The sequence below is a fragment of the Chromatiaceae bacterium genome (assembly GCA_024235395.1).
Classification (GTDB): domain Bacteria; phylum Pseudomonadota; class Gammaproteobacteria; order Chromatiales; family Chromatiaceae; genus Thiosocius.
In genome coordinates this window covers 1,633,259-1,659,964 of sequence record JACKMK010000001.1, presented here as the reverse complement: position 1 = coordinate 1,659,964, position 26,706 = coordinate 1,633,259, and the positions used below count along the sequence as shown (strand labels likewise).

Sequence of the window (26,706 nt, the reverse complement as noted above, 5' to 3'; positions counted from 1 at the left end):
ATGACCGAAGAAAAACACTTCACCCGACGGCGCTTCCTGCAGTTCACCGGGCTGTCCCTGGCCGCGAGCGGCGCGGGCTCCGTCGCTAGGGCGCAAGAAGCGGCCCCCGTCGGCGATTGCCCCCCAGCATTTGCCAAGCTGCTGCGCGAGGCGCCGTTACCGCGTCCCAAGGGCGCGCGCGTGGTGATCGTCGGGGGCGGCTGGTCGGGGCTGACCATTGCCAAGTATCTCAAGCGCCACAATCCCGCCTTCGACGTGCTGCTGATCGACAAGCATCCGTCGTTCGTCTCGTTTCCTCTGAGCAATTCATGGCTGGCGGACCAGATCCAACTGGACTTTCTGAGTCACAGTTTCTTCGATGCCGCCAACAACCATGACTACCATTTCCTGCAGGCCACGGTGCTCGGCGTCGACCGCGCAGCACGCAAGGTGTACACCGATGCCGGTCATATCGCCTACCAGTACCTGGTGCTCGCCCCCGGCATCGATTACGACTACGCGCGTATCGGTGTCGACGATCCGGAACAGCAGGAGCTGCTGTTCCAGCGCTACCCCGGGGGCTTCGTGAGCGCCTCCGAGCTGCTGACGATCAAGCACAAGATCGAGGGCTTCAAGGGTGGCACCTTCCTGCTCAACGTGCCCAACGGCGACTACCGCTGCACTGCGGCCCCGTATGAGCGGGCCTGCATGCTGGCCGCGGTGTTCAAGAAGCGACGGGTCAGGGCCAAGATTGTGCTGCTCGACATGAATACCGGTATCAAGATAGAGAAGAACGGCTTCCACCGTGCCTTCGATGAGTTGTACAAGGACTTCATCGAGTACCTGCCGAGCTCGGAGATATCGGGTGTCGATCTGGACAACAAGACGCTGTCCACCGAGTTTGATGAATATCCGTTCGACGACGCGATCGTCTACCCGCCGATACGCGCCTCGCGCCTGATCGAGGAGGCCGGCATCGCGAACCCGGAGAGTCCGCAGAAAGCCGCGAACACCGACCCGTTTCGCTACCATGTGGTCGGGGACGAGCACGTCTACGTCACCGGTGACTCACGCGGCCAACCCTTTTCCAAGGGCGGACACACGGCTCATTCCGAGGGCAGGTACGTGGCGGAGGTGATCGCCGGTCACGCACTGGGCAAGGATGTCGCATGGCGTAGCCCGCAGACGATGTGCTTTTCCTCGGTCGACATCGACCCGCTGCAGGCGATGAGCATCATCACCTACTACAGGTTCAACACGCAGACCCGGCTGTTCGATTTCGACCGTACCCACATGATCGAGACCTGGGATGTCCAGGGTGGCCAGGCCAGTCTGGCCTGGGCCGAGGGTATGTATCGCGACCTGTTCTACCGTTGAGTAAGGTGGGGACGGGGTCGAATCAGTAACGCACGGCGGGCGTTTCAATGGGCAGGCCATTGGAGCGGGCGCTCAGGTAGTACTCCAGTAACCGCATCTCCTCGGAATCCGAGGGGAAGGGCTCGGCACGCATCAGGTCCATGCACTGGGTGATCCGCAGATTCAGGCTGGCCATCTCGCCCGGTCCGAGCCGATAGGCGGGAAAGCCATTGGTCTGCCCTTGAGAGATCTTCTGGCCTCGCACGTATTGCCCGGCGTAGACCGTGTGACAGACATGGCAAGACATGTCGATCAGTCCGTAGCGCGTCCGATAGAGCGCTTCCCCACGCTTGAGCAGGTCTTCGATCTCGGCGCCTTTTGTATCCACGCTCACAGGTACACCCTTGGCGCGATTCCGGACAAAGGTCTCCAGCGCGATCAGGTCGGGATGATTCACCGGCAGGGTATCGTCTGCGATACGCGATCGGCACGCGGCGATGCGGCCCTGGAGCGAGACGATCTTCCTGTTGTCGGCATCGTAGACCGGGTAGGCAGCGATCCGCTGCACGTCCAGTTTCTCGCCGGCCTCGCCATGACAGTCCGCACAGGACTCGCCGCTTGCGCTGAAGGCCGTGTTGAACAGTTTCGCTCCGGTCTCCACGGCGATCAGTCCGGGGTTGGCGAAGTCGTCATCCTGCATGGCGCGGGTTTCGTCCTTGATGAACGCATAACCCGACAACGGTTCGGCGGTCACGGACCGGGCCGGCGCTACGCCGAGCAGACTGACAATCATCAGTACCTTGACGTTCATCGCGATCACTGCATGGTCATGAGGAAGGCGATCACATCCTCGACCTGCTGGGCCGTCAGGAAGGTGCGCCCCCGGAATGCCGTTGCCGGGCGATGGATCTTGGCCGGATCACGGTAATAGCCGGGCATGATCGAGACCGGGTTGAAGGACTTGGTATCCACCACGCGCAAGCGGATGTAGCCCTCCGGATAGCGTGTGCCGATGCCCGCCAGCGACGGGCCAATGGTGCCGTAGGCCTCGACATCGCCGAAAGGCATGTTGTGGCAGGCGACACAGTTCCCACGGTTGCCATCGGTCGCGATGGCGCGACCGCGCCTGGCGTCGCCCTGCAAACCGCACAGGGGTTCGTCGATCCTGAGGTCGCTCTGCTCCCACTGACAGTAGGGTTCGATCGGCGGCATGGCCGGGGCGACCGGATCGGCGGCGGTTGCGATGCCCGTCGATGTCATACCGAGTAGCGCCAAAAAAGCGGCTGTTGGAGTTCGGTACATGCGCTCTCCATCTGTGGACCGGCGGACGACCCTGGCGATGGGCAGTCGGCGTTGCCTTGGTAGGGACGCCCGATTGTAAACCAGTGGACGCAGCAGGCCTCGACGCCGTCCGGCTTCCCGCCGCCGGGTGGTCCGTGATCGACCGCGCGACGGTCGCCGCGCCAGCCAGCCCGGCACTGCTCCTGGGCCGGATCGACCAGATCGGTGTCGCAGGCCGCCGGCGCTGATGCCCATCACCGACGACCGCCAGCCCCGTCGCTTCGTATCGTCCGGGTCGCAGATGTTCAGCGGGTTCGCCAGAAGGTCAGCAGATTATTCGCCTCGTCGACCAGGCTGAATCTGCCGCGGTCGCCCTGAAACCAGTATTTGCGCACCACGTCGGTGTCCGGGCTGTAGGCGATCAGACGCCGCCCGACCAGAAAAAACCGGCATTCACAGGACTGTCGGCCGTGACCCCAGATGCGTGCATGATTGCCGCGGATCTCGACCGTCTCGCCACCGCTACCCTGCCAATGGCCGGTCAGGTCCGGTTGAGCATCGTCATCGCTTCGCCGGCCGAATGCAGAAGAGGGTGGTGCCTGCCAGGCGTTGCCCCAGTGTGGCCAATATCCGGCAACTGCCCCGGCACCGGGCATGCCGTCAACGGAGGGCGCGATTGCCCAGGGCAGTTGTGGCGCATGTCCAAGGCCGCTGGCTGTCTGCCAGGGTGAGGCATACGGCGCCAGCCCATCGGCCGACAGCGGCCGTACGAACACAACCGTCAGCATGATCGTCAGCAGAGATCTGCGGGCCCACAACGAGGTGCGTCCGGAATTCGTGCGCATCCTGATGGCTCTCCGGGGCAACCAACCAGACCCCGCAACGACGCCATGCGTCTTGCGCAGGTTTGCTGTGCGCAGCGTGCGTTGGCCGTATGGCAATTGTCACTACGATACAACCAGGCGCAAAGGGTGACACTGATGTCCATCAAGGCGGGGCGCGGGGTGCAGATAGGGCATGCCGCGCAGCAACGCAGGCGCAAGCGTTTGCCGCATCTGTTTTCATTTGTTGTTTTGCAGCGGGTTGCACAGGTGTCTAAAGTGAATTCGAGAGAGGTTCGCTGCAGCGTGGTTACGGGATGAAGGTCGGACTCGTCAAAGAGATCAAGGACAAGGAAAATCGGGTCGGTCTGACCCCCGACGGTGTGCGCGCCCTGGTCGGCGACGGCCATCGGGTCTTCGTCGAGCGCGCAGCGGGAACGGGCTCCGGGTTTGGCGACGACGAATACGTCCAGGCCGGCGGCGAACTCGTGTCCACCTCACAGGCCTGGGACAACGACCTCGTCGTCAAGGTGAAGGAGCCGCAGCAGGTCGAGTATCCCTATCTGCGCGATCAGATATTGTTCACCTACCTGCATCTGGCCGGCACGACGCCGGTGCTGACCCGTACGCTGCTCGATCGGCGGACCACGGCGATCGCCTACGAGACCGTCGAGGACGACCATGGCGGCCTGCCGCTGCTGGCACCGATGAGCGGTGTGGCCGGCAACATGGCGGTTACGGTCGGTGGTTTTTATCTGGCTGCGTCGAACGGTGGCAAAGGTATGTTGCTCGGCGAGGTCATGGGGCGCTCCTACGGCAAGGTGGTCGTGCTCGGCGATGGCACCGTCGGTCGGCATGCGGCGCACGCGGCCGCGGGCATCGGCGCCGATGTCGTCGTGATCGGCCGCCATCCGGAGCGGGAAGCGAGACTGCGGCAGCAGCTTGCTTCGACGCTGCGCTATGTCGAGTCGGGTAGGGATGCGATCGCCGAACAGCTGCGCGATGCCGATCTCGTCGTTGGCGGGGTCCTGATCCGTGGTGCCAAAGCCCCCAGGCTGGTGACATCGGCGATGGTCGAGGCCATGCAGCCCGGCTCGGTGATCGTCGACGTCAGTATCGATCAGGGTGGCTGTGTCGAGACGTCACACCCGACCACGCACTCCGATCCGGTGTATCAGGTGTTCGGCGTGACCCACTACTGCGTCGCGAACATGCCGGGGGCCTATCCTCGCACCTCGACGCTGGCCCTGACCGAAGCGACGCTCCCGTATGTCCGGCGCCTGGCCGGTCAGGGTATCGATGCACTGCGCAACGACGCCGCCTTCGCCCGCGGTGTGAACACCTGTGCCGGGCAAGTCACCTGCAGCGCGGTCGCCGAAGACCTTTCGATGCAGGCGGACTACCGCGCATTCGCGGATATCCCCTGATGGGTCGCCGGTGGTCCTGTGCGGTCGGTCGTTGAGCGATCACCGGTGCTTGCCGGTCGATCGACAATCCGCAGGGACAGGGGCCTTGTGGAACGGCGCGGAACACGGGGGACGGGACGCCGGCGCATGATGGAGGGCCATGATGGTGGCGCAATACGATATCAAGGATGCGGGACTGGCTGCGTCGGGCATGCGGCGCATCGACTGGGCCGCGCAGGAAATGCCTGTCCTGCGGCAGATCGGTGAACGCTTCGCCGAAGAACGTCCACTTGAGGGGGTGCGCATCGGCGCCTGTCTGCATGTGACCACGGAGACGGCCAATCTGGTGCGCGTGCTGTCTGCCGGCGGTGCCAGTGTGTCCGTGTGCGCGAGCAATCCGCTGAGCACCCAGGACGACGTCGCGGCGGCGCTGGTGACGCATGATCAAGTGCCGGTGTTTGCGGTGCGCGGTGAAGACAAGGAACGCTATTACCGCCATATCAATGCCGTCATCGACGCATCACCGCAGATCACGCTGGATGATGGCGCGGATCTGGTCAGCGAATTACACCGCAATCGCCGCGAGATGCTGCCCGCCGTCTGCGGGGGTACCGAGGAGACGACGACTGGCGTTATCCGGCTGCGCGCGATGGCGTCCGAGCAGGCACTCGAATACCCGATCGTCGCGGTCAACGACGCGATGACCAAGCACCTTTTCGATAATCGCTATGGTACCGGCCAGAGCACCCTCGACGGTGTGATCAGGGCAACCAACATCCTGATCGCGGGCAAGACCTTCACCGTCGTGGGTTACGGCTGGTGCGGTCGCGGCATCGCGCGCCGTGCCCAGGGGCATGGCGCCCAGGTGGTCGTCACCGAGGTCGATCCGCTGCGCGCGCTGGAGGCGGCGATGGACGGTTACCGGGTGCTGCCGTTGAGCGTCGCGGCGGCCTGTTCCGATTTCATCGTCACCGCGACCGGCGACAAGCACGTCGTCGATGCCGCACACATCGCGGTCATGAAGGATGGTTGCGTGCTCGCCAATTCCGGTCACTTCAACGTCGAGATCAATATCCCGGCGCTCGAGGAGGTCGCGGTGGCTCAGAACCGGCCTCGTCCGGATGTCACCGAGTACCGGTTGGACGACGGTCGACGGATTCGCCTGCTGGCGGACGGGCGCCTGGTGAACCTCGCGGCAGCCGAGGGTCATCCGGCGGCGGTGATGGACATGAGTTTCGCCAATCAGGCGCTGTCCGTTGCCTACCTCTGGGCCGAACGCGGCCGACTCGACAACCAGGTACATGCGGTACCGCAGGCGATCGATGCGCAGGTCGCACGCCTGAAGCTCGCTGCGATGGGTATCGCGATCGACTCCCTGACGGACGAGCAGGTGAGTTATCTGGCGACGTGGCGGGAGGGGACCTGAGGACGGTCGTCAGTGGCCATTGACGTTTGATGGCGCAGCCGATTCGGCGGTTACGGCCGGACATCGACGCGCCTCCGGCTGGAGCGGAGGAACGGCGGACCCTTGGGGCCGGCGTGCGCCGCTTGACGGGTGCGGTGGGTCGAGAGAGGCTAGTTGCAGGCTGCTCCAAGGTGTAGGGCCGATGATTCGCTCGCGAGACCGCCGCCCGGCGGAAGTGAAGCGCCGGTGCAAGGTCAACTGATGTCCGGTTCGTACCCCGCAAAGGGTTTGTCATGTTGCGGGACCTGCAGAAGGTTCCGGGCGTGTATCGGGCTGCGATCGGCAACCGGAGTGCAGCTGCGATGATCCCGGACCCGGATACGTCGCCGCGCGACGATACCGCAGCGGTACTCGAGGTGCTCGGGCAGGAGCGCGCGTCGCAAGGCCCTGGCGCGCGTTGGCTGAGGATCCTCGGCGTGTCGGCCATCATCGCGCTGGCGTTGGCTGGCGCCCTGGTGTGGTCGCTGCGGGATGGACAGCAGGCGCCCGAGTACCTCACGCGCGAGGCACGGCGCGGCGACCTGGTCGTGACGATCTCGGCGACCGGGCACCTGCAGCCCACCAACCAGGTGGATGTCAGCAGCGAGCTGTCCGGCATCGTCGCCAGCGTCGAGGTGGACTACAACACCCGGGTCCAGGCGGGCGACGTCCTGGCCCGGCTCGACACCGACAAACTGCGTGCGCAGGTCCTGCAGTCGGAGGCGAGCCTAGCGGCCGCACAGGCCAAACTCCAAGAGGCCGAGGCCACGGTGCTGGAGACAGCAGTGAAGCTGCAACGCTGCGTCAGGCTGGTGGCCAACAAGCTGTGCAGTGAGGACGAGGCGGATACCAGTCGCGCCGCGAACAAGCGGGCGCTGGCCGCCAAGGCGAGCGCTGCGGCCCAGGTCGCCGAGGCCGGCGCCCGGCTCGAGGTCGACCGGACGAACCTGGAAAAGGCCGCCATTCGATCGCCGATCAACGGCATCGTCCTGGTCCGTGCCGTCGATCCCGGGCAGACCGTGGCCACATCGCTGCAGGCGCCGGTTCTGTTCGAGTTGGCCGAGGACCTGTCGCAGATGGAATTGCATGTCGACGTGGACGAGGCCGATGTCGGCCAGGTTGCCGAGGGACAGGCCGCCACCTTCACGGTGGATGCATTTCCCGATCGTGCCTTCGCCGCGCAGATCACCCAGGTGCGCTTCGGTGCGCACGAGGTCGACGGGGTCATCACCTACGAGACGGTGCTCAGCGTGGACAACAAGGACCTGTTGTTGCGTCCCGGCATGACGGCAACGGCCGAGATCGTCGTCAAGCGACTGGCCGATGCGCTGCTGGTTCCGAATGCCGCATTGCGCTTCGATCCCGAAAAGCGGACGAATGCACCGGAGTCCCGCAAGGGCAGCCTGCTGAGCCAGATCATGCCGCGTCCGCCTCAACCCAGGCGGGAAAAGCAGGCGGAGAAGACCGCTACCGACCGACAGCGCGTATGGGTCCTGCGCGACGGCGTGCCTGTCCCGACAGCGGTGAAGACCGGTGTCAGCGACGGTCTGTGGACCGCGGTCAGCGGTGGCGACATCCGGGCGGGGACGCCGCTGGTGGTCGACATCGCGAAGTCGGAACGCTAGCCGGACCATGATCCCGCCGAACACCGCGACCCAAGCACAGATCGAGCTGCGGGGTGTCACCAAGGTCTACGGACGGGGTGCCGCGACGATGCACGCACTGCGGGGTATCGATCTGCGTATCGAGCGCGGTGAATTCCTCGCGGTCATGGGGCCCAGCGGTTCGGGCAAGTCGACCTGCATGAACATTCTCGGTTGTCTCGACGTGCCGACGGCCGGCACCTATCGTTTTGCGGGCGTCGACGTGGGTGCGCTGTCGTCCGATCAACGCGCCCTGTTGCGCCGTCACTATCTCGGTTTCGTCTTCCAGGGGTTCAATCTGTTGAACCGGACCTCGGCGCTGGAGAACGTCGAATTGCCATTGATCTACCGCGGCATTCCGGCAGCCAGACGACACGCGATGGCGATCGAGGCACTGCGCCAGGTCGGGCTGGAGGCCTGGAAAAGGCACGCGCCGTCCGAACTCTCGGGCGGTCAGCAACAGCGTGTCGCCATTGCGCGCGCGATCGTCACGCAGCCCAGCGTACTGTTGGCCGACGAACCCACCGGCAACCTCGATTCGGCGCGCAGCCGCGAGATCATGGAACTGCTGAAGTCGTTCAACCGGGAGCGGGATCTGACCGTGATCATGGTGACTCACGAACCCGAGATGGCCGGCTACGCGACACGCATCGTGCAGTTCGTCGACGGCAGGGTGGCCGGCGACGACGTCAACGGGGAGCCTGTCTGATGCTGTGGAATGCGCTGCTGCTGGCGCTGCGCGAGATCCGACGCAACATGCTGCGATCGTCGCTGACGATCCTGGGTATCGTGATCGGGGTCGCCGCGGTCATCGTCATGGTGACCATAGGCCGCGGTGCGACGATCCAGGTCACCGAACAGATCGCCAGCCTCGGCAGCAACCTGTTGATGATCACGCCCGGCCAAAGGATCGGCATGGGGCAGCGTTCCTCCGCCCCGGCGTTCGAAGCCGCCGATGCCGAGGCGGTGGCCCGCGAGGTGGGCAACATCGCCAGCGTGGCACCCTCGGCGACCAAGGCGATCACTGCCGTTGTCGGCAACAAGAACTGGTCCACGCGGGCGACCGGTATGGACAACCGATATTTCGACGTCGCCAACTGGCAGATCGCTGCCGGCCGCCGCTTCAGCGACGTCGAGCTGCACGCCGGCAGGGCGGTGTGCGTGCTTGGCGCGACCGTCGTCAAGGAGTTGTTCGGCACACAGGACCCGCTGGGCAGCAAGGTGCGACTCGAGAAGTTCTCGTGCCAGGTCGAGGGCGTGCTCGCGGCCAAGGGACAGTCGACGATGGGAAGCGACCAGGATGACCTGATCCTTGTGCCGCTGCGCACCTTTCAACGTCGCATCGCCGGCAACCAGGATGTCAACCTGATCCAGGTGTCGCTGCAGAACGGCGATGCCGCCGCGCAGACCGCACAGGACATCACGCGCCTGCTGCGCAAGCGCCGGCATATAGCGGCCGCCGAGGACGACGATTTCTCGGTCCGGGACCTCGAGGAGATCGCAAAGATGCTCACCGGCACGACCAAGGTGCTGACCGCGCTGCTTGGGGCCGTCGCGGCGGTCAGCCTGCTGGTCGGTGGCATCGGCATCATGAACATCATGCTGGTGTCGGTCACCGAGCGTACGCGCGAGATCGGCATCCGGCTGGCGATCGGTGCGCGCGAGAAAGAGGTGTTGATCCAGTTCCTGGTCGAGGCGATGGTATTGTCCTGTTTCGGTGGCGTGATCGGCGTGATCCTCGCGATGCTCGGTGCCTTCGGGCTGTCGCGCCTGTTGCAGGTGCCATTGGTGTTCGATCCCGCGATCGTGCTGATCGCGTTCCTGTTCTCCGCGCTGATCGGCGTGCTGTTCGGCTATTTCCCCGCACGCAAGGCGGCCCGGCTCAACCCGATCGACGCACTGCGGCACGAATGACGCGACGGTGTCCGTTCCCGGTTCTACCCGCATGGAAAACGCCTGCGGTCGGCGCTGGACCGAAAAAAAACCGACCTCTAGACTTCATCGACTGCCCTGATCCCGAGGTGAAATCATGAATCGGCTCAATATCGCGTTGCTGTCACTGTCCCTGTTTGCCGGTTCGGCAGTTGCCGCCGAGCAGTACATGACGGTTCCGGTGGAGGCGAGTGGAACGGTGACGGCGTATGTCGATGTGCCGACGGGGTTCGATTGCCATGTCGCCATTCCGGATGCCCCGACGGCCTTCTGCGCCGGGCCGGGGAACATCGTCTACCATCTGCGCACCGTCAGCACGGTGCAGGGCGTCGTGGATCCCGACCGGTATTTCGAAGAATTGATGCAACTGGCCACCTCGGCATCGAACGTGCGGATACTGGCACGCTACGCGATACCCGAGATATCGCAATACCGACTGCAGCGCGACGCACCGCTGCTGTTCCTGCGCGGACAGCAGGTCTACACCTACGGGTTGGATTCCACAGACCCGGACAAGAACGAAACCGGCGTATCGGCGATCGTGATCTCTATTTTTCCGAACAATGGCGCGCCGATGTCGATCGTCGACGCCTATGGCATCACGCTGCCGTCTTCGGTCGTCGACGATCTGGGGCGCCTGCGTCGCGAGCTCGTCGCGTTCGTCAACTCCTACCGATACGACGAGCAATGGGTGCAGCTGGCAAACGCTCAGACGGTCCAGTTCGAAGGCAACCTCAGCGCGCGTGAAAATGCCTTCTACAGCACCCAGCGGCGTATTCATCAAAACAATATGGATGCGCTGGACCAGAGCTACAACGCCTACCGTGATCGGAGCGCCGCAGCCGAGCGGATGCAGCAAGGCACCGTCAGCGCGATACACGAGAGGCAGCAGCTGATCAATCCGGCGACGGGCGCCCGCTACGAGGCCGACGGCTATTACGATTACAACTACGTCAATCCGAACGATCCCGGGATGTCCGTGCGCACCAACGACCCGCTCTGGGATCCGAATCTGAACACCCAGCAGGGCGAGTATTACGAGCGGCTGGAAAACTACGCGCCTTCGAACTGGTGAATGGGTTGCTGCGGGCGTCTCCCGGCGGCGACTGCGCAGACCGGTGCGTGCTGGCCTGGCCGTTGCCGTGCGACCCCGGCGGATCGGCGCCCTCCCGCCGCGCATTGCGCAGCCGGGGATCGACGCCGCCGATCGTCAGGCGCTAAGGGACGACGTCGATCGGGGCCGCCGCCGTCGAGCGGTGCTCGACCCGGCCGATGACCGCGGCGTGCGGGTAGCCCGATCGGTGCAATGCGTCCAGACACGCGGATGCCTTGTCCGCAGAGACCGACGCCAGGAGCCCGCCCGCCGTCTGCGGGTCGAACAACAGCGGATAACGCGGCTGGGTGCTCAGGGTGTCCGGGTTGCGCACCGCCCGGCGCAGGCGCAGGTTCTGTGGCTGCAGCGACGAGAGTATCCCAGCGGCGACGGTCTGCTCGGCGCCTTCGAGCAGCGGTATGGCCTGGAGTTCGAGTCGCACGTCGACCTCCGAGGCGCGGGTCATCTCGACCAGATGTCCGAGCACGCCGAACCCGGTGACATCGGTACAGGCGGTCGCCCCCCATCGGTGCAGCTCTGAGGCCGCCCCCTGGTTGGAGACCAGCATCGACTGTATCGCGCCATCCACCCAGGGGCCCCTGGCCTTGCCGCGCATGTCCGCGGCAAACAGCGTACCGGTGCCGATCGGTTTGGTCAGGATCAGGACGTCGCCGGCCCGCATGCCGCCCTTGCGTAACAGGGTGTCTCTCGCGATCAATCCGTTGACCGTCAGGCCGAAGGCCAGTTCGGCACCCTCGCTGGAATGGCCACCCGCGAGCACGGCCCCGGTCGGTGCCAGGGTATCCAGGGCGCCGCCGATCAGATCCGCCAGCGTCTGCTCGACGATGCGTTCCCGGCCATAGGGCACCGTCGCGATGGCCAGTGCGGATTGCGCCTCGGCACCCATCGCGAAGAGGTCGCCGAGGGCGTGGTTGGCGGCAATGCGCCCGAAGGTGTACGGGTCGTCGATGAAGGCACGGAAGTAGTCCACGCTCTGCACCATCAACCGGCCCGGGGGTACCTCGAAGACCGCCGCGTCGTCGGGTGAGTCCAGGCCGATCAGCACATCGTCGCGGCGCTGCGGCGGCAGCCGGTTGATCACCCGGCTGAGCACGGTGCTGCCGACCTTGGCGCCGCACCCACCGCAACGCATCGCCAGCGTGGAGAGCTCGCGGATCGCGTCTGCATCGGCGATGCCGGCCAGGTCCGGTCCGGTGTCGTGCGCCATCTCCGGCAGTTCGTTGAACCGTCGCATGAAGCGACGATCGATCCAGTCCTTCCAGGTCCACAGCAGTCGGCCCTCCCAGGACCAGTTGCCGCGCGAGGCCACCGCATAGGCGTCACCGGTGCTGATCAGGCCGAGGAAGTTTTTCTGCGGACGATAGGGCCTGAGGGGGCGACCGGCCGCCGCGCGGCGCAGGTTCTCGGCCAGGACGGGGCCCTGGCGCACCGCGAACACCCCGGACTTGGGCCGTGGATCGGGCATGCTGGCCACGTCACCGGCCGCAAACACCTCCGCGTGGGAGATCGAGCGCAGTGTAGGGTCGACGGCGACAAAGCCCTCGGCATCGACCGCGAGTCCCGACTGCCCGGGCCACGCCGGCGCCGCGGCGTTGGTGACCCAGAGCACCGCATCGGCGGGGAGAAAGGCGCCGCCTTCGATGTGCACGCCGGCGGGTTCGACGGCGACCACCTTGCTGTCGAGGTGGATACCGATCCCGCGCTCACCCAGCACGCGCCGGAAGCGGCGGCGCACGCCGGCGTTGTGGGTGGAGAAGATCTCCGGACCGTCCGTGACCAGCGCATAGTGCAGACGTGCCACATCGTCGCCCCGGTCGCGCAGCAGGCCGGTCAGGCGATGCTGGGTGGACAGTGCCAGTTCCACGCCACCGGCACCGCCGCCCACGACCAGTACGCGGAACGCTCCCCGGCTGCCCAGTACCCGCGCCTGCAAGCCCTCCCAGTCGCGCAGCCAGCGGTCGATCGGCTTGACCGGCAGGGCGTGTTCGAGCGCACCCGGCACGTCGAGGGTGCGCGGACGGGAGCCGGTGTTGATCGACAACAGGTCATAGGGCACGGGCGGGCGGCCTGGGACATGGACCAGGCGCTCGTTGAGATCCAGCCCCTCGACCTCGCCGTGGTACAGCCGTGCGCCGGCGAAACGTGCCAGCGGCCCGAGGTCGATATGCACGTCGTCACAGTCGTAGTGACCGGCGATCAGGCCCGGCAGCATGCCCGAGTAGGGCGTCTGGATGTCGCGGGTGATCAGGGTCAGGCGGACACCCGGCAGGGGTTTCATGCCGAACATGCGCAGTACCGAGACATGCGCGTGGCCGCCGCCGACCAGCACGATGTCCTTGATGACCGGGACATCAGTCTGCATCGGCGCCCCCGGTCTGCAGCAGGTGGAGGCTGAACAGCCGGTCGGCATCCACCCAGACGGTGTCGGTGGTGAAGCCGGCCCTTGCGGCCAGGGCGCGGAACTCCGCGACGCTGTACTTGTACGAGTTCTCGGTGTGGATGGTCTCGCCCCCGGCAAAGTGGAAGCTGTGGCCCCGCACGGTCACCTGCTGCGCCACGCGAGAGACCAGGTGCATCTCGATGCGACCCTCGGCCTCGTTGTACAGGGCCTTGTGCCGCCACCGGCAGAGATCGAAATCGGCACCCAGTTCGCGGTTGATCCGTGCGAGCAGGTTCAGGTTGAACGCCGCGGTGACGCCCTGGGCGTCGTCGTAGGCCGCCTCCAGTACCGCCCTGTCCTTTTTCAGGTCCACGCCGATCAGCAGCTGACCGCCCGGGCCCACCATGTCGGCGATCATGCCGAGGAAATCGACTGCGTCCTCCGGATCGAAGTTGCCGATACTCGACCCCGGGAAGAACGCCAGGCGCCGGCCTTCCGGGCTGTCCGGCGGCAGTGTCATCAGACGGGTGAAATCGGTGCAGGCCGCATGCACTTCCAGCCAGGGGAATTCGCCGGCGACCTGCTGCGCCGCCATGCGCAGGTGATCGCGCGCGATATCCATGGGTACATAGGCACAGGGCTGCAGGCCCTCGAACAGGATGCGTGCCTTGGTGCAACTGCCACTGCCGGGCTCGACCAGCAGATGCCCGGTGCCGGCCCTCGCGGCGATCTCGTCCGCATAGGCACGCAGCATCGCCGTCTCGGTGCGCGTGGGGTAGTACTCGGGCAATTCGGTGATCGCGTCGAATAGCCGTGATCCCTCGGTATCGTAGAAGTACTTGGGCGGGATCGATTTGTGCGTGCGCGACAACCCGGCCAGCACGTCTGCCGCCAGGTCGTCGGCGGTCGGGCGAAGATCGTGGAAACTGACCGAAGCCCTGCTCATGCGGATGTCTCCCGCCGGGGGTGATGCGGCCGGGTACCCGACTCGGTCTGTCGCGGCGAAAGGGCGTCGTCGTTCATCGACCTACAACGCGCAGGTGCGGAAGCCGGCAAAGACGTCGTTGCGCTCGGCGCCGTAGTAGGTGCGCCAGGTATTGCGGATCATGCGCCCGCGGGTGGTCCAGGCCCCGCCGCGCAATACCTTGGTGTTGCCGAACAGCGGCTGGGAATAGTCCTGGTACATGTCGGGTGTGAAACCCGGGTAGGGGAGAAAGGTATCCTCGGTCCACTCCCAGGCATTGCCGATCATCTGTCGGCAGCCGAATGCACTGTCGCCTGCCGGCAGCGCGCCGACCGCGATGGTCCCGAGCGCGCGGCCGTCCAGGTTGGCCAGGTGCGGCGCAGGCATCGCGTCGCCCCAGGGATAGTGCCGTTTGTCGTCTGACAGACCGCCATGGCCGTCCGGCTGGCCCGCCGCGGCGACCTCCCATTCCAGTTCGGTCGGCAGACGCCGCCCGGCCCAACGGCAGTAGGCGCGGGCCTCGTGCCAGCACACATGGATCACGGCGGCATCGGGCTGCAGTGTCTCCCAGCGGTCGAAACGTCGCAGCTCCCAACGGCCGCCGACACGTCGCCAGTAGCGCGGGCAGTCCAGCCCGGAGTGCTGTAGCCAGGCCAGACCCGCCTCGTCCCAGAACCGCGCATCCCGGTAACCGTCGGCGTCCACGAAGGCCGCGTACTCGGCATTGCTGACCGCCGCGCGGGCGATCGCGAAGGGTCGCACCTCGACCGGGTGGGCCCATTTCTCGTTGTCGAACACGAAGCCCTCTTGAGGCGTGGCGCCGAGCATGAAGGTCCCGCCGGGGATCTGCGCGTCCCCCGCCAGCCGGCCCTGCAACCACTCCGCGGCGGCCGTACCGCCGATGTCCGGTGTCGGGTATTCGAGCGTCTGGCGCGTGTAGGTGAATGCCTCGGTGTGCATGTCCTCGTGGTAGATCGCGTACTCGAGCAGGTAGTCACGCCTCGGGTCGGGGCCATCCTGCTCGACATGGCGGCGCACCCGGTCGTGTACCTCGCGCATGTACGACAGGGTCTCGTCCAGGCCGGGCAGCGGCAGGTCCCAGCGGTCATCGTGGGCAATCGTGATGGAATCGTAGAGGCCGTCGACCGATTCGAAGACGGGCTCGAGGCCCAGGTGCCGGCGCAGTATCCAGTACTCGTAGAAGTAGGCGGTGTGCCCGATCTCCCAGCGTAGCGGGTTCACGATTGGCAGCCTTGGCCCCATCAGCTGCGCCGCATCCAGCCCCTCGACGAGCGCGAGCGTGCGCTGGCGGGCGTCTTCCATGCTGTCGATGAGGCGCTGCGACATAGGACGATGATGGCCAGACGAAATGGCGTGCTATGGTGACAAGGATACCCTGGAATGTCACATGAACATCAGGCTGGTCACCCCCGCACCGCGCGGCTCGCGCGCCGGCAACAGGGCCTCGGCGAATCGTTGGGCCGCGATCCTGCGTCGTCTCGGGCACCGCGTCGAGGTATCCACGGACTACCACGGCGAACCGGCCGACCTGATGGTGGGCCTGCACGCCTGGCGCAGCGCGCAGGCGATCGCACGGTTTGCCGCCGTGTACCCTGAACGGCCCCTGGTGGTGGTACTGACAGGAACCGACGCCTATCGCTTCATCCACAGCCACCGCGAGACCACCCTGGCGTCGCTCGATGTCGCCGATTTCATCGTCGGGCTGCACCCGCTGGTCGGCGATGTCCTGCCGGAACGTCTGCGTGGGAGGTTGCGCGTCATCGTCCAGTCCGCCCGCCCGCTGCGGCACCGGCAACCCGCACGACGTAGTTTCCGCGTCTGTTTCGCCGGGCACCTGCGCGAGGAGAAGGACCCGCTGCGACCGGCGCTGGCGGTACGGAACCTGCCTGAACACAGTCGAATTAGGGTGGATGCCTATGGTCGGGCCCACACCGAAGACTGGGCGGCAGCGGCCAGGGAGGAGATGCGCATCAACCCGCGCTACCGCTGGCACGGTGAGATTGCACATGCCGCGTTGCGGAAGGTCTACGCGCGCTCGCATCTGTTCGTGCTGCCTTCCGTGATGGAAGGTGGAGCGAACGTGATCTCCGAGGCGGTGATGGCGGACCTGCCGGTGATCGCGTCGGACATCGACGGGTCGGTGGGACTCCTGGGGGCGGACTACCCCGGTTACTACCCGGTGCAGGATGCCGACGCCCTGCGCGAACGCCTGTTGCGCGCCGAGTCGGACGTCGCGTACTACGCGCAACTCGAGGCCGCCTGTGCCGCGCGGCGCCACCTGTTCAGCGCGGAACGGGAGCAGGCCGGTTGGGGCGAACTATTGCAAGAGATCCAGGCGGCGGACGCGGTCTAGTTCGCGGCTGCAGCGCCGTTCGCGGAAAGGGATCACAACGCGAGTGCGCGCCAGCGGTTGTGCCGGCCGGAAGAACCCGGTCGGTGCCCGTGTGCCGCCGTGCTGCGCCTTTTGTCGTCTGCGCCCGCCCGGCAACCCGGCGGCGTTCCGGGCGGTGAAATCGCGCCCTTGCATGCCCTTTTCCTCTAGCCCCGGGAGGTTCAGGTGGCGGGCTTCAGGCGGCCATGTCCACCGCAATCCCCCACCCGGTTTCGCGCATGACATAAACCCCGGCAGGGGTTTCTGTTCCTATGATGCGCATCAATGGCAGTTCGGGAACCGCTGCTGGTTTTTCTATTAGAGGTACCGCAAACACGGTGCGTGCATCCGTCTGGGGATGGTGCCTGCGGAGGACACGCAGCGGACTCTGACGGTCGGTCGTGCATCGGCAACGACCGGGCTCGAAGGGCGTGCCGGTCGGGATCCGGTTCGAGGTCCTGCGACACGCAGACGGCAACGCGGCGACCCGGTGGCACCGGTGCCGCAAGGAGCGGCGTCGACTCTCCCGACAGCATGAACGCCCGCGCAACGGAGGCACGGAAAGATGCAAGGCAATGGATTCAGCGTGCGGGGCCGGGTGGTCCTCCTCGAGGACAGGACCGGCGTGTTTGGTTTGACCGTCGTGGTCTACGACAAGGATCACCTGTTCGACGACAGGCTGGGCTCGACGATCACGAACGACGAGGGTGAGTTCGTCGTGCCGTATCGGGAATGGGACTTCCGCGACTTCGTCGAGAAGAAACCCGATCTGTACATCAACGTGCTCGACCACAACGGACATCTGGTCTACAGCTCCGAAAACGCGGTGCTGTGGGATGCCGACCGCGTTACCGATTTCTCCGTCACGATACCCCGTGCAAAACTCGACAGGCACCTCAGGGAAATGCACCACCTGGCGCGGCTCTCTGGCGGTATCGTCGCGCAGGACAAGCTCGATACCATCGATCGCGCGGTCGCATTGCTGGATAGGCGGGGGATGATCGGCCATGACACGCCACTCGGGTCACGGCCTTTCGGTCACGGCGGGCCGGCACCGATCCCGTTCAATGCCTGGTACTGTCCGGCACCCGACATCTTCGTATTCGGCGACATCCTGGAGATCGCCTGGGGCGTGATCGAGAACGATCCGCGCGCGATCCTGGAATATGTCACGATCCTTGAAACGATCATCCATCGGCAGAAGGTCCGCAAGCCCGAGCAGTTCGCGGCGGCCAGTGCGCGCTGGCGGACCAATGCCGCCCCTGAACCCGAATCCCTCGGCAAGCTGCTGGCCGCCAAACAGCGTGCCCTGGGCGCGGGTCCGTCGGAAACACTCATCGAGAAGGAGCGTTATCTGCCGTTGATCGCGGCGTCGATTCTCGCCGCCAAGGGTGACCGCGCCGTTGCGAACCGTTATGTCGGTGTCACCCTCGGCGCGATCGGGGCACTCGGACAGATGGATGCGATCTATCGCGCGGCGAGGAACGCGCTGCGCAGCAACCCGGGCGGCATCGGATCGCTGCGCAACCTGCTCGGATTCGTCGGTGGTACCTGTGGCCCCGACGACGGCCCGATGCCGTGGCCGGTCGACCCGGAAGACATCTTCGACGTCGACGATATCTGGCGCATCGAGAAATGGTTCTGTACCGCGGAGATGGACCGCGCGATGCACAGCGGGGGCTTGAGCGGGGGTTCGTACGAGATCCACGATGTCGACTGGAGCGACGGGTGCCCCGGATCGCCGATCGTGATCACCGGCGAGAATTTCACGGGCATGTTCCCAAGCCGCAACCGGGTGCTGTTCGCGGATCGCTCCGGTTGGGGCACCGTGGAGGCCGCGCCGGTCGACCCGGACGTCGACTGGACCGATACACGTATTCAGGTGCCACTGCCGGCGGAGGCCGGACCCGGACCGATCAGCCTGCGTATCATCGGCGGCTTCGCGACCGCCTGCGGTTCGGCCGTGGAGGTCTACCGCAGAGGACGCGGCGCCACTTTCGATTTCGCCGGCGGCGCCGCCTATATCAGGCACTTCACCGCCGACGGCGAGCGCGGTAACGTGCGGGTCGATGCCGGCGATACCGTGCATCTGCGTTGGGTCGTGGTCCCGGAAGATGCGAGCGTCGACCTGTCGATCGACCAGGACGGCGTCGTGACCCCGCACAGTGGCCTGGATGCCGAAGCCGGTCTGGATGTGTCGATTCCGGCGGGACGGCCGAGCGTCACGGTCTGCACATTGACCGCCGACAACGCCTGCGCGGAGGCGGCCGCGGTACGCGAGATCCGCTTGAATGCCTATGTCGATCCTGCACTGAGCGTCGCCGGTATCGAGGCCACCCAGGCGATTCAACGCTTCAACATCATCGGCGACCTGTCGGCGAACAACAGCGTGCGCCTGGCGCAGGGCAAAGGCACCCTGGTGCGCGCCTATGTGGATTCCGGTCGGCGCGACGGTTTCGACGAGGGCGACGGACCCAATGTGCAGCCGCGCGTGACCGGCCAGCTCGCGGTGACCGATCTCGATTCCGGCACCGTGGACATGCTCAGTCCGGTCAACCCGACGGGCGACACGATGGCGCGTCCGGCGGCGAACATCGTTCGCGACGATCTCGAACATTCGCTGAATTTCCGCATCCCGAGCCATCTGGCGGTCGGGCGCAAAGAGCTGCGTACCTTCATCGAGAGCACATCGCCCTATGGAGAGCCTTACACGACCGAGGACGCCATCGAGGTCTCGTTCACCGCGATGGGCGAACTCAAGCTGCTGCGCATCCTGTGTACCGACAATATCACCGGCAACGTACCGACCGTCGCGGGTTGGGGCATCGGACACCAGGGAACACGCACGCGTTACCCGCTGGCGCACGACGGTTTCCCGATCTATACCGCACCGGGCAATACGACGATCTCGACCAACGAGGACCTGACGACGTCGGCCGGTTGGGACAACCTGCTCGATGATCTGGACGATATCGCCGACGACTACGAAGACATCGGCCAGGTCTGGTGTATGACGGTACCCGACGACAGCACCTATCAATGGAACGGCCTCGGTACCAGCGGTGGACATCCGCGTTTCATCTGCAAAGAGTCGCTGGCAGCATCTTTCCCACACGAGTTGGGTCACACCCAGGGCGTGGGTCATTCCGGTTGCGACACCTGTGTGGGCTGCGCGGGTTCGCCGGCCGCGGGCAGCTATGACAGCCGGCTGCCGACCAGCGCGCAGTACGACGAGACCGGCGTGGATGTCTACGCCTACGAGGCGCTGGCCGCCGGGCATGGCGATCTGATGTCGTACTGCGATGGCCCTGGCGGCGACCGACAGAAGCGTTGGCCGTCGGTCGAGTTCTGGAACATCCTGTTCGATCGGTACAGCTAGGGAGGGGCTATGAACATGGCAGACCAAAAAACGCAACCTGTCCTCTATTGGACGCTGCGCGGCCGCCTCTCGCCAGACAACCGGCTGGCGTGTCGCCCCGGCCTGCTCACGTCGCATCCACCACAGGCGACGTTCGACGAGGCGGTCGGTGATCTGCGCATCGAACTGCTCGACAGGCAGGGTCGACTACTGGTGCAGCAGAAGGTACCGACGGCTCAGTACTGCCCGGAACAGCCGGAAGCGATCCCGGATGTCGCGGTGTACGTCAAGGTCCCCTTCCACCCGGAAACGCGGATGATCCGCCTGTGGCGTGGTGACGTGCTGGTCAGGGAATGGCAACGCCCCGAGTCATCGCCGGTGATCGAGGATCTGTCGGTCAAGCGCGACCAGGGCCGCGTCCGGCTGGCATGGCGCGCACATCACCCGAGCGGTGCGCCGATGGAGTACTTCGTGCGTTTCAGCACCGACGGTGGGCGGACCTTCAACCGCCTCAGCCGTCGTCTCGATGCAACCGAGTATGCCGTGGACGAGACGCAGCTGCCGGGAGGCAAGGGATGGATCTTCGAGGTCGGTGCGACCGACGGTGTCAACACCACCACGTCGGATTCGGCACCGCTCGATCTCCCCGAGGCACCGCCGAAGGTCGAGATCGCCAGTCCGCCCGATGGGGCCTCGATCGTGCACGGCGCCACGGTGTTGTTCAGCGGCGAGGTCGTGGCGTTCATCGGACAGTCTGTCGATGTGCAGTCGATTACGTGGACGTCGGATCGTGACGGCAAGCTGGCCGATCGGTTCGTCTTCGAAACCGACCAGTTGTCGCCGGGAATCCACAGGATCGAGCTGGAGGTGGTCGACGGTCACGGAAGAACGCTGGGCACGCACATTTCGATCGACGTGGCGAAGGGTTGATGGCCCCCGGCCTCGGTTGAATTGACGCCCGTCGTCCCGCACGCAACGCTGTGGAATGAGTGAGTGCGCCGCGGTGGGGACGGTGTCTGTCAGTGAATGCAGCGAATGGACACCGTGGCGACGATCGCGCGCGTCCTCCGATGCATGATGCGAAGGCGCGGTTTCGGTTCGAAGCGTATCCCCCGATGCCGACATAACGAACGGTTGTCTCGAGGAACGGTGTTCCCTGTTGCGTCATGCTGCCGCGGTCCCCAGGCGGTACTCGTGGTGACCAGCGCGCTACCACGGCAATACATCGGTTTTCTATTGACAGGCATCAATAGGGCGCGATTTTGAGGCGCCTATGATCAAAATGCAGTATCGAAACTGCATCGATTAATCGATCGACCCGCAAGGTGTCGCTCATGTGGTGCCAACAAACAGTACACGCCATGTCGGTGGTTGCGCTGTCGCACAGTGCGGACGCCGTCGCGCGGGTGCCACGCGACGTCCCGGAGGGTCCCGCCGTCCCGACAGCGGTTGACGCTGATCTTCCTGTCCCTCTGTACGGCGACGGTTTCGATGCCGCAAACCCTGTTGCGCCTTACCCTTTCCCGTTGGACAAGAGAAAAGTTGTCGAATGCGACAGCAACCGCCTCGGCGCCGTGTCTGTGGGCCTGTTCACTGTCCCCGATCACACGATCCCACCAGGTTGCATTGCAGATGCCGCCTTTGTCGAGATGCCCGTTGCCGATCGAATGAGGGTTAGAGCGCGATCAACGAGTGTGTGCGCTGCTGACGGTGACGTGCCTGTGCCGACGACTCAATACGTCGACACCGTCTGTCAGTGATCTAGAGGAGGTGATCTGTGATGACTACTCACGCATTTACGAAGAACAAAGCATCTCTGTGGGTGGCGTTCGTTGCGACATGCGCAATGCTGCTGGTGTCCATGGGTGCGTTTGCCGCGACACGAGCGGTGCCAACGAAAGACGTGGATGAACCGGGGCGTGATCCGTACAACGTGACCGTGGAGTTTTCGAGAACCGGATGTCTGCTGAATTGCTCACGTCTCGAGGTATTCGATGAAGACATCGTACTGATGGACGCACCCGCCGTTCCGGACGGCAAGCGATTGGTCGTGACCTGGGTGTCCGCGTCGCTGCCGTCGAGTTCGAGCGTCAACTCGATTGCGTTTCAGAGTTCGAGAATCATCGCCAATCAACGCGCCATCTGGCAGTTTCACGGGCCTTTCTTTCAGGCGGGAAACTCCGGCAGCCTGCGGGGTATGAGCAGTGGCGCGTTCTTCACTGTCGAACCCTTGGAGTCGCCGCACATCCGCTTGAGCCTCGGTAACCCGAACAACGTGTTTGGCAGCATCTCCATCGGCGGTTATCTGATCGACGCCGAGAACTAGGCATCGTCGATACGCCGGGGTATTTGGCGCGCCAGTGTGACGGCCGGTGCTATCGAAGGGTTCGGTCACGGCTGGTGGCATCCGCCAACACGCCATGAGGCGTGTTCCCGAAGGCTGGCAACGAGGTCGTTGCCAGCCGCACGCGCAAGCGAAACCTGCCGGGCCGGCTTCACCGGCTGGGTGATCGGCTTTCAGGGGCCTGCGGAGGCATCGGTGCCGCGCAGGGATTTTGCGCGCCGTCGGCGCAACACGCGGTAGACGCCTTCTATGCCTGTCGAGGCACCGAGCATGGCGACCAGTATCAGGATCTTCAGCGGCGTCTGCATCTCGGTCTGCCACAGCAAGGCGATCAACGCTATCAGGCAGGCGAGCGCGCCCAGCCACGACAGCCAGCGCAGACTGCCGGTGTGTCCGGCGAGACGCGCATTCGCGATGTTTACCGCCGTGAAGATGAGCAGAAAGCCCGAACTGCCGATCGTGGCGATGCTGTTGAGATCGAGCGAATTGGCCGCAACGAGGGTGAAGCCGGTCGTAATGAGCAGGCCCACAATCGGCTTGCGCCAGACCTTCTCTTCCAGCACTTCGGGCAGTTCGCCCTCCTGGGCGATGATGTAGCTAAGGCGTGCGGCTCCATAAAGCGTGGCATTGATCGCCGATGCGGTGGACAGCAGTGCGGCGATCGCGATCAACGAAAAACCGGCATTGCCGAGGAAGGGCTCTGCCGCGGCCGCCAGTGCATAGTCCTTCGCATCGACGATCGATGCCACTGGCAGGTTGCCTACCGTGACGACCGCGACCAGAACATACAGCGCAATGACAAACAGTACGGCCGAGTAATAGGCGCGCGGCAGTGTCTTGCCTGGGTCCCTCGTGTCTTGCGCCGCGTTGGCGATCAGCTCAAAGCCCTCGTAGGCAAGAAAAATAATAAAGCCGCCGGCAACGACCGCCACCGGGGATGCCCAGGCGGCAGGCTGCAGTCGCTGTGGCTCAATGCCCCATAGGCCCACCCCGATGAACACCAATAGAATGCCCACCTTGAAGGCCACGATCCAGGTTTCCGCGCGACCGATTACGGCGGCACCGAGCAGATTCAGCGCGGTGATGCCCACCACGCCGAGGCTGATGAACAGGTGTTTGCCTGGCGCCTGCCAGTCGGGCTCGACAAAGGTTGCCGCATAACTGCCGAAGGCATAGGCATACAGCGACAACATGATGACGTAGCTCAGCCACAGTAGGATATTCAGGCTGCCGGCAAACAGGCCGGAACCGAAGGCCCTGTCGATGAAGGTGACCGTGCCGCCCTGCGAGGGAAACGCGACCGAGAGCTTGGCATACGAATAGGTGGTCAACAGCGCAACCACGCCGGCGATGGCGAAGGCTATCGGAGTGGCACCATGCGCCAGTTGTACCGCCAGACCCAGCACGGCGAAGATGCCGCCACCGACCATGCCGCCGATGCCGATCGCCAGTACGCTCCAGTACTCGAGCTTTTCGTCATCACTCATATCGTCACACCCTGGTGATACATTGCCATCGACCCGCGGATCGATGAAGCCGCGCCGGGCAGCACATGTTTGGCAGGTGCTTGCCGTGGCTACCGGCGCAGGGGCACCGGGTTTGCGTATCGATGCAATGCACCGTTGATCCTACGTTCAACGATGCCGGTGCGAAACCCGTTATCCGGAGCTTGCAGGCCGCCATCCAGGGTGGCGGCGGTGCCTGTGGTCGAGCAACTGGAAGGAGGCAGGATCGGCGTGGTTGTGCGTGGACCGGGTCCGGTAGTGGGCGGTTCGGTCGGATCGGGTCCATACTCTCGATGCAGTCACCGGCGAGGACCGGGCGGGTCCGTGATGGCGTGGACCCGGAACACAGACGCGAGGATGGGTAATGACAGGATCGGGGCCGGGTGATGATTTCTGGAAAAGGGCGGACGCGGTGATCGAGCTTGCGAACGAGCAGCGAGCCGAGGCCAGCAACAGCAAGGTCGGCGCATCGCTACTCTACGCGGCGGCCCGCTTCAATGCCTTTGTCGCGGCTTCGTCCAGCGCGGATGCGCAGGAACTCGCGGCCGACAGGAGCGAGGCGCTGGAATACTTCTGTGATCAGTTTCGCACGGCACTGACCGAGAACCTGGATGCCTATATTGCACACTACGATGAATACATCGAAAAGTTCCGGCACAGCTGAGTCCCATGCGTCGCTGTGCCAGTGACGGCGCGCGTACGGTTTGCCGGTGCGATGGTGCCGCGGCCGTCGCGGAACAGAACGGCTTGGTTGAACTGAGAGGAGGCAGCTGAACGATGGGCGCAGACGATCCACGTTATCTCGACCAGCTCACGCGCAATACGCTGGCGCTGGTCCTTGCCGGGGGGCGCGGATCACGTCTGCACGAACTGACCGAACGGCGCGCCAAGCCCGCGGTGTTTTTCGGCGGCAAGTTCCGCATCATCGATTTCCCACTTTCGAATTGCATCAATTCGGGGATTCGACGCATTGGCGTCTTGACCCAGTACAAATCACACTCGCTGATCCGGCATCTGGTCGAAGGCTGGAGTTTCTTTCAACGCGACCTGGGCGAGTTCATCGAGATCCTGCCTGCCTCGCAGCGCACGACCGGCGACTGGTACAAGGGTACTGCCGATGCGATCTACCAGAACCTCGACATCGTACGAACCCTGCTGCCCAGGTACGTGCTGGTGTTGTCCGGTGATCACATCTACAAGATGGACTATGGCGCCTTGCTGGCACATCACGAAAAAAGCGGCGCAGAAATGACCGTCGCGTGCGTCGGCGTATCGCTCGAAGACGCCAGGGGATTCGGCGTGATGAGCGTCGCGGACGACTTCCGCGTACTCAGCTTCGATGAAAAGCCGGCCAATCCGCAGCCGATGCCGGGCACTCCGGACATTGCCCTCGCGTCGATGGGCAACTACGTTTTCAACACGGATTTTCTGTTCAGAAAGCTCGAAGAGGATGCGCTGGACCGGACCTCAAGCCATGACTTCGGCAATGACATCATCCCTTCGATCATCGACGAACACCGGGTGTTTGCGTATCCGTTCCTGGACCCGGATACGGGGCGCCAGCCTTACTGGCGCGATGTGGGTACGGTGGACGCCTTTTGGGAGGCCAATATGGAACTGGTGGCCGTCGAACCGGAGTTGAACCTGTACGACCTGGATTGGCCGATTCGCACCTATCACCGCCAACTGCCTTCGGCCAAGTTCGTGTTTCGGGACGCGGGGCGCGAGGGCAAGGCGCTGGATTCGGTGGTGTCCGCGGGCTGCGTGATCTCCGGTTCCGAAGTCGTGGATTCGCTGCTGTTTTCCAGCGTCAGGGTGCATTCCTACGGTCGCATCGAGGCATCGGTGCTGTTGCCCGAAGTCGAAGTGGGGCGCAGCTGCCGCATCCGCCGCGCAGTGGTCGATCGCGGCTGCCGCATCCCGCCGGGGACCGTGATCGGCGAGGACCCGGTCGCCGATGCGAAGCGCTTCCGTGTGACCGAGAAAGGCATAGTCCTGGTGACGGCCGATATGCTCGGGCAGGAGGTCACGGTCAGCCAGACCTGACCGGGCGGCAGGCCCTTCGACGGTCTGGGCTGTGGCGTCAGTGTTGTGCGCCGCCTTCCAGAAGTGCCAGCCGGGCCTTCACGGCCTCGAGTTCGTCCTGCAGTTCGAGCACCAGGTCTTCGAGTTGTGCGATGCGCTGGTCGTCGCTGCCACCTGCGTCTGAAGAGGCTGCTGTCGCAGCAGGCGCCACCACAGCGGATTCCGGGTCCTGGTCACCGAAAAGGTGGGCATAGCGCATCTCCCGTCGTCCCGGTTCCCGTGCCAGGCGGACCACGAAGGGCCCATCACTGCGATCGATCAGGCCCTGCAATACGTTCTCGGTTTCGTTGACGTCGTCGAAATGGCAGAGCCGGTTGCTGCGGCTGCGCAGCTCCCCGGGTGTCTGCGGCCCACGCAACAACAACAGGCAGATGATGCCGATCTCCTTGTCGCTGAACTCCAGACTGCCGAAGCCAACGTTTGCGAAACGGTGCTGGTACTTGGTCACCCGGCTGCCGAAGGCACCGCGATCGCTGACCAGGTGCTTCGCGATCAGGCCGTCGACAACCTGCTGGACCTCCGTGTCGCTCAGCTGCATTACCGGCTCGCGGCTGCTTTTCTGGTTGCAGGCCGTCGTGAGTGCACTGAGCGACAGCGGGTACTGCGCCGGCGTGGTGATCTGTTTCTCGATCAGGCAGCCGATCACGCGGCTTTCGGTCGGGTTGAGTTTGATGCGCATGGGTGAACCTGTTCTGACCTCGG

The 26,706-nt window shown here is 64.6% G+C and carries 21 protein-coding genes; 13 read left to right on the top strand and 8 right to left on the bottom strand.

The window, feature by feature from the left end:
- Entirely contained in the window at positions 1-1,356 is a 1,356-nt protein-coding gene (locus tag H6955_07700) for an NAD(P)/FAD-dependent oxidoreductase (protein MCP5313425.1), read from the top strand.
- Between the two features lie 22 nt (positions 1,357-1,378).
- Here the strand turns inward: H6955_07700 and soxA are convergent, their stop codons facing one another.
- The 3 genes from soxA to H6955_07685 form a co-directional block, all read right to left on the bottom strand.
- Positions 1,379-2,146: a sulfur oxidation c-type cytochrome SoxA gene (gene soxA / locus H6955_07695; protein ID MCP5313424.1), complete on the bottom strand. Its 768-nt coding sequence runs from the start codon at positions 2,144-2,146 to the stop codon at positions 1,379-1,381.
- Between the two features lie 5 nt (positions 2,147-2,151).
- Entirely contained in the window at positions 2,152-2,595 is a 444-nt protein-coding gene (soxX, locus tag H6955_07690) for a sulfur oxidation c-type cytochrome SoxX (protein ID MCP5313423.1), read from the bottom strand.
- Positions 2,596-2,921: 326 nt separating this feature from the next.
- Complete coding sequence (locus H6955_07685; GenBank protein MCP5313422.1) at positions 2,922-3,461, bottom strand: hypothetical protein; 540 nt, start codon at positions 3,459-3,461, stop codon at positions 2,922-2,924.
- Positions 3,462-3,754: 293 nt separating this feature from the next.
- Between H6955_07685 and ald the strand changes: the two genes are divergently transcribed.
- From ald to H6955_07655, 6 genes are all read left to right on the top strand, one after another.
- Positions 3,755-4,864 (top strand): alanine dehydrogenase, encoded by a 1,110-nt coding sequence (gene ald, locus H6955_07680; protein MCP5313421.1) that lies wholly within the window; start codon positions 3,755-3,757, stop codon positions 4,862-4,864.
- Positions 4,865-5,003: 139 nt separating this feature from the next.
- Positions 5,004-6,269, top strand: coding sequence for an adenosylhomocysteinase (locus tag H6955_07675; GenBank protein ID MCP5313420.1), 1,266 nt, complete (start codon positions 5,004-5,006; stop codon positions 6,267-6,269).
- A 341-nt stretch (positions 6,270-6,610) separates the two neighbouring features.
- A complete protein-coding gene (locus H6955_07670; protein MCP5313419.1) occupies positions 6,611-7,912 on the top strand; it encodes an efflux RND transporter periplasmic adaptor subunit in 1,302 nt (433 codons plus the stop codon).
- Between the two features lie 7 nt (positions 7,913-7,919).
- Positions 7,920-8,639, top strand: a complete 720-nt coding sequence (locus H6955_07665; GenBank protein MCP5313418.1) for an ABC transporter ATP-binding protein — start codon at positions 7,920-7,922, stop codon at positions 8,637-8,639.
- The gene (locus tag H6955_07660; protein MCP5313417.1) at positions 8,639-9,844 is read left to right on the top strand and encodes an ABC transporter permease; all 1,206 of its coding nucleotides are present in this window, start codon (positions 8,639-8,641) and stop codon (positions 9,842-9,844) included. Before H6955_07665 ends, H6955_07660 begins: the two co-directional genes overlap by 1 nt.
- Before the next feature lie 115 nt (positions 9,845-9,959).
- Positions 9,960-10,937: a hypothetical protein gene (locus tag H6955_07655; GenBank protein ID MCP5313416.1), complete on the top strand. Its 978-nt coding sequence runs from the start codon at positions 9,960-9,962 to the stop codon at positions 10,935-10,937.
- 142 nt (positions 10,938-11,079) lie between these two features.
- On the opposite strand, the gene selD is transcribed toward H6955_07655, so the two are convergent.
- The 3 genes from selD to egtB all read right to left on the bottom strand — a co-directional run bounded on the left by selD (position 11,080) and on the right by egtB (position 15,667).
- Positions 11,080-13,338 (bottom strand): selenide, water dikinase SelD, encoded by a 2,259-nt coding sequence (selD, locus tag H6955_07650; GenBank protein ID MCP5313415.1) that lies wholly within the window; start codon positions 13,336-13,338, stop codon positions 11,080-11,082.
- Positions 13,328-14,302, bottom strand: a complete 975-nt coding sequence (gene egtD / locus H6955_07645; protein MCP5313414.1) for an L-histidine N(alpha)-methyltransferase — start codon at positions 14,300-14,302, stop codon at positions 13,328-13,330. Before egtD ends, selD begins: the two co-directional genes overlap by 11 nt.
- 81 nt (positions 14,303-14,383) lie before the next feature.
- Entirely contained in the window at positions 14,384-15,667 is a 1,284-nt protein-coding gene (egtB, locus tag H6955_07640; protein ID MCP5313413.1) for an ergothioneine biosynthesis protein EgtB, read from the bottom strand.
- A gap of 61 nt (positions 15,668-15,728) precedes the next feature.
- Between egtB and H6955_07635 the strand changes: the two genes are divergently transcribed.
- The 4 genes from H6955_07635 to H6955_07620 all read left to right on the top strand — a co-directional run bounded on the left by H6955_07635 (position 15,729) and on the right by H6955_07620 (position 22,396).
- Complete coding sequence (locus tag H6955_07635) at positions 15,729-16,694, top strand: TIGR04348 family glycosyltransferase (GenBank protein ID MCP5313412.1); 966 nt, start codon at positions 15,729-15,731, stop codon at positions 16,692-16,694.
- A 583-nt stretch (positions 16,695-17,277) separates the two neighbouring features.
- Positions 17,278-20,091, top strand: a complete 2,814-nt coding sequence (locus H6955_07630) for a hypothetical protein (protein ID MCP5313411.1) — start codon at positions 17,278-17,280, stop codon at positions 20,089-20,091.
- A 15-nt stretch (positions 20,092-20,106) separates the two neighbouring features.
- On the top strand, positions 20,107-21,000 hold the full coding sequence (locus H6955_07625) for a hypothetical protein (GenBank protein MCP5313410.1): 894 nt from the start codon (positions 20,107-20,109) through the stop codon (positions 20,998-21,000).
- 916 nt (positions 21,001-21,916) lie between these two features.
- Positions 21,917-22,396, top strand: coding sequence for a hypothetical protein (locus tag H6955_07620; protein ID MCP5313409.1), 480 nt, complete (start codon positions 21,917-21,919; stop codon positions 22,394-22,396).
- A gap of 191 nt (positions 22,397-22,587) precedes the next feature.
- On the opposite strand, the gene H6955_07615 is transcribed toward H6955_07620, so the two are convergent.
- Complete coding sequence (locus H6955_07615) at positions 22,588-23,901, bottom strand: amino acid permease (protein ID MCP5313408.1); 1,314 nt, start codon at positions 23,899-23,901, stop codon at positions 22,588-22,590.
- A gap of 382 nt (positions 23,902-24,283) precedes the next feature.
- On the opposite strand from H6955_07615, the gene H6955_07610 reads away from it, so the two are divergent.
- Together H6955_07610 and glgC are read left to right on the top strand one after the other, a co-directional pair.
- A complete protein-coding gene (locus H6955_07610; GenBank protein ID MCP5313407.1) occupies positions 24,284-24,583 on the top strand; it encodes a DUF3144 domain-containing protein in 300 nt (99 codons plus the stop codon).
- A 113-nt stretch (positions 24,584-24,696) separates the two neighbouring features.
- Positions 24,697-25,965, top strand: a complete 1,269-nt coding sequence (glgC, locus tag H6955_07605) for a glucose-1-phosphate adenylyltransferase (protein ID MCP5313406.1) — start codon at positions 24,697-24,699, stop codon at positions 25,963-25,965.
- A gap of 37 nt (positions 25,966-26,002) precedes the next feature.
- Here the strand turns inward: glgC and H6955_07600 are convergent, their stop codons facing one another.
- On the bottom strand, positions 26,003-26,683 hold the full coding sequence (locus H6955_07600; GenBank protein ID MCP5313405.1) for a DUF480 domain-containing protein: 681 nt from the start codon (positions 26,681-26,683) through the stop codon (positions 26,003-26,005).
- Positions 26,684-26,706: the final 23 nt, after the last annotated feature.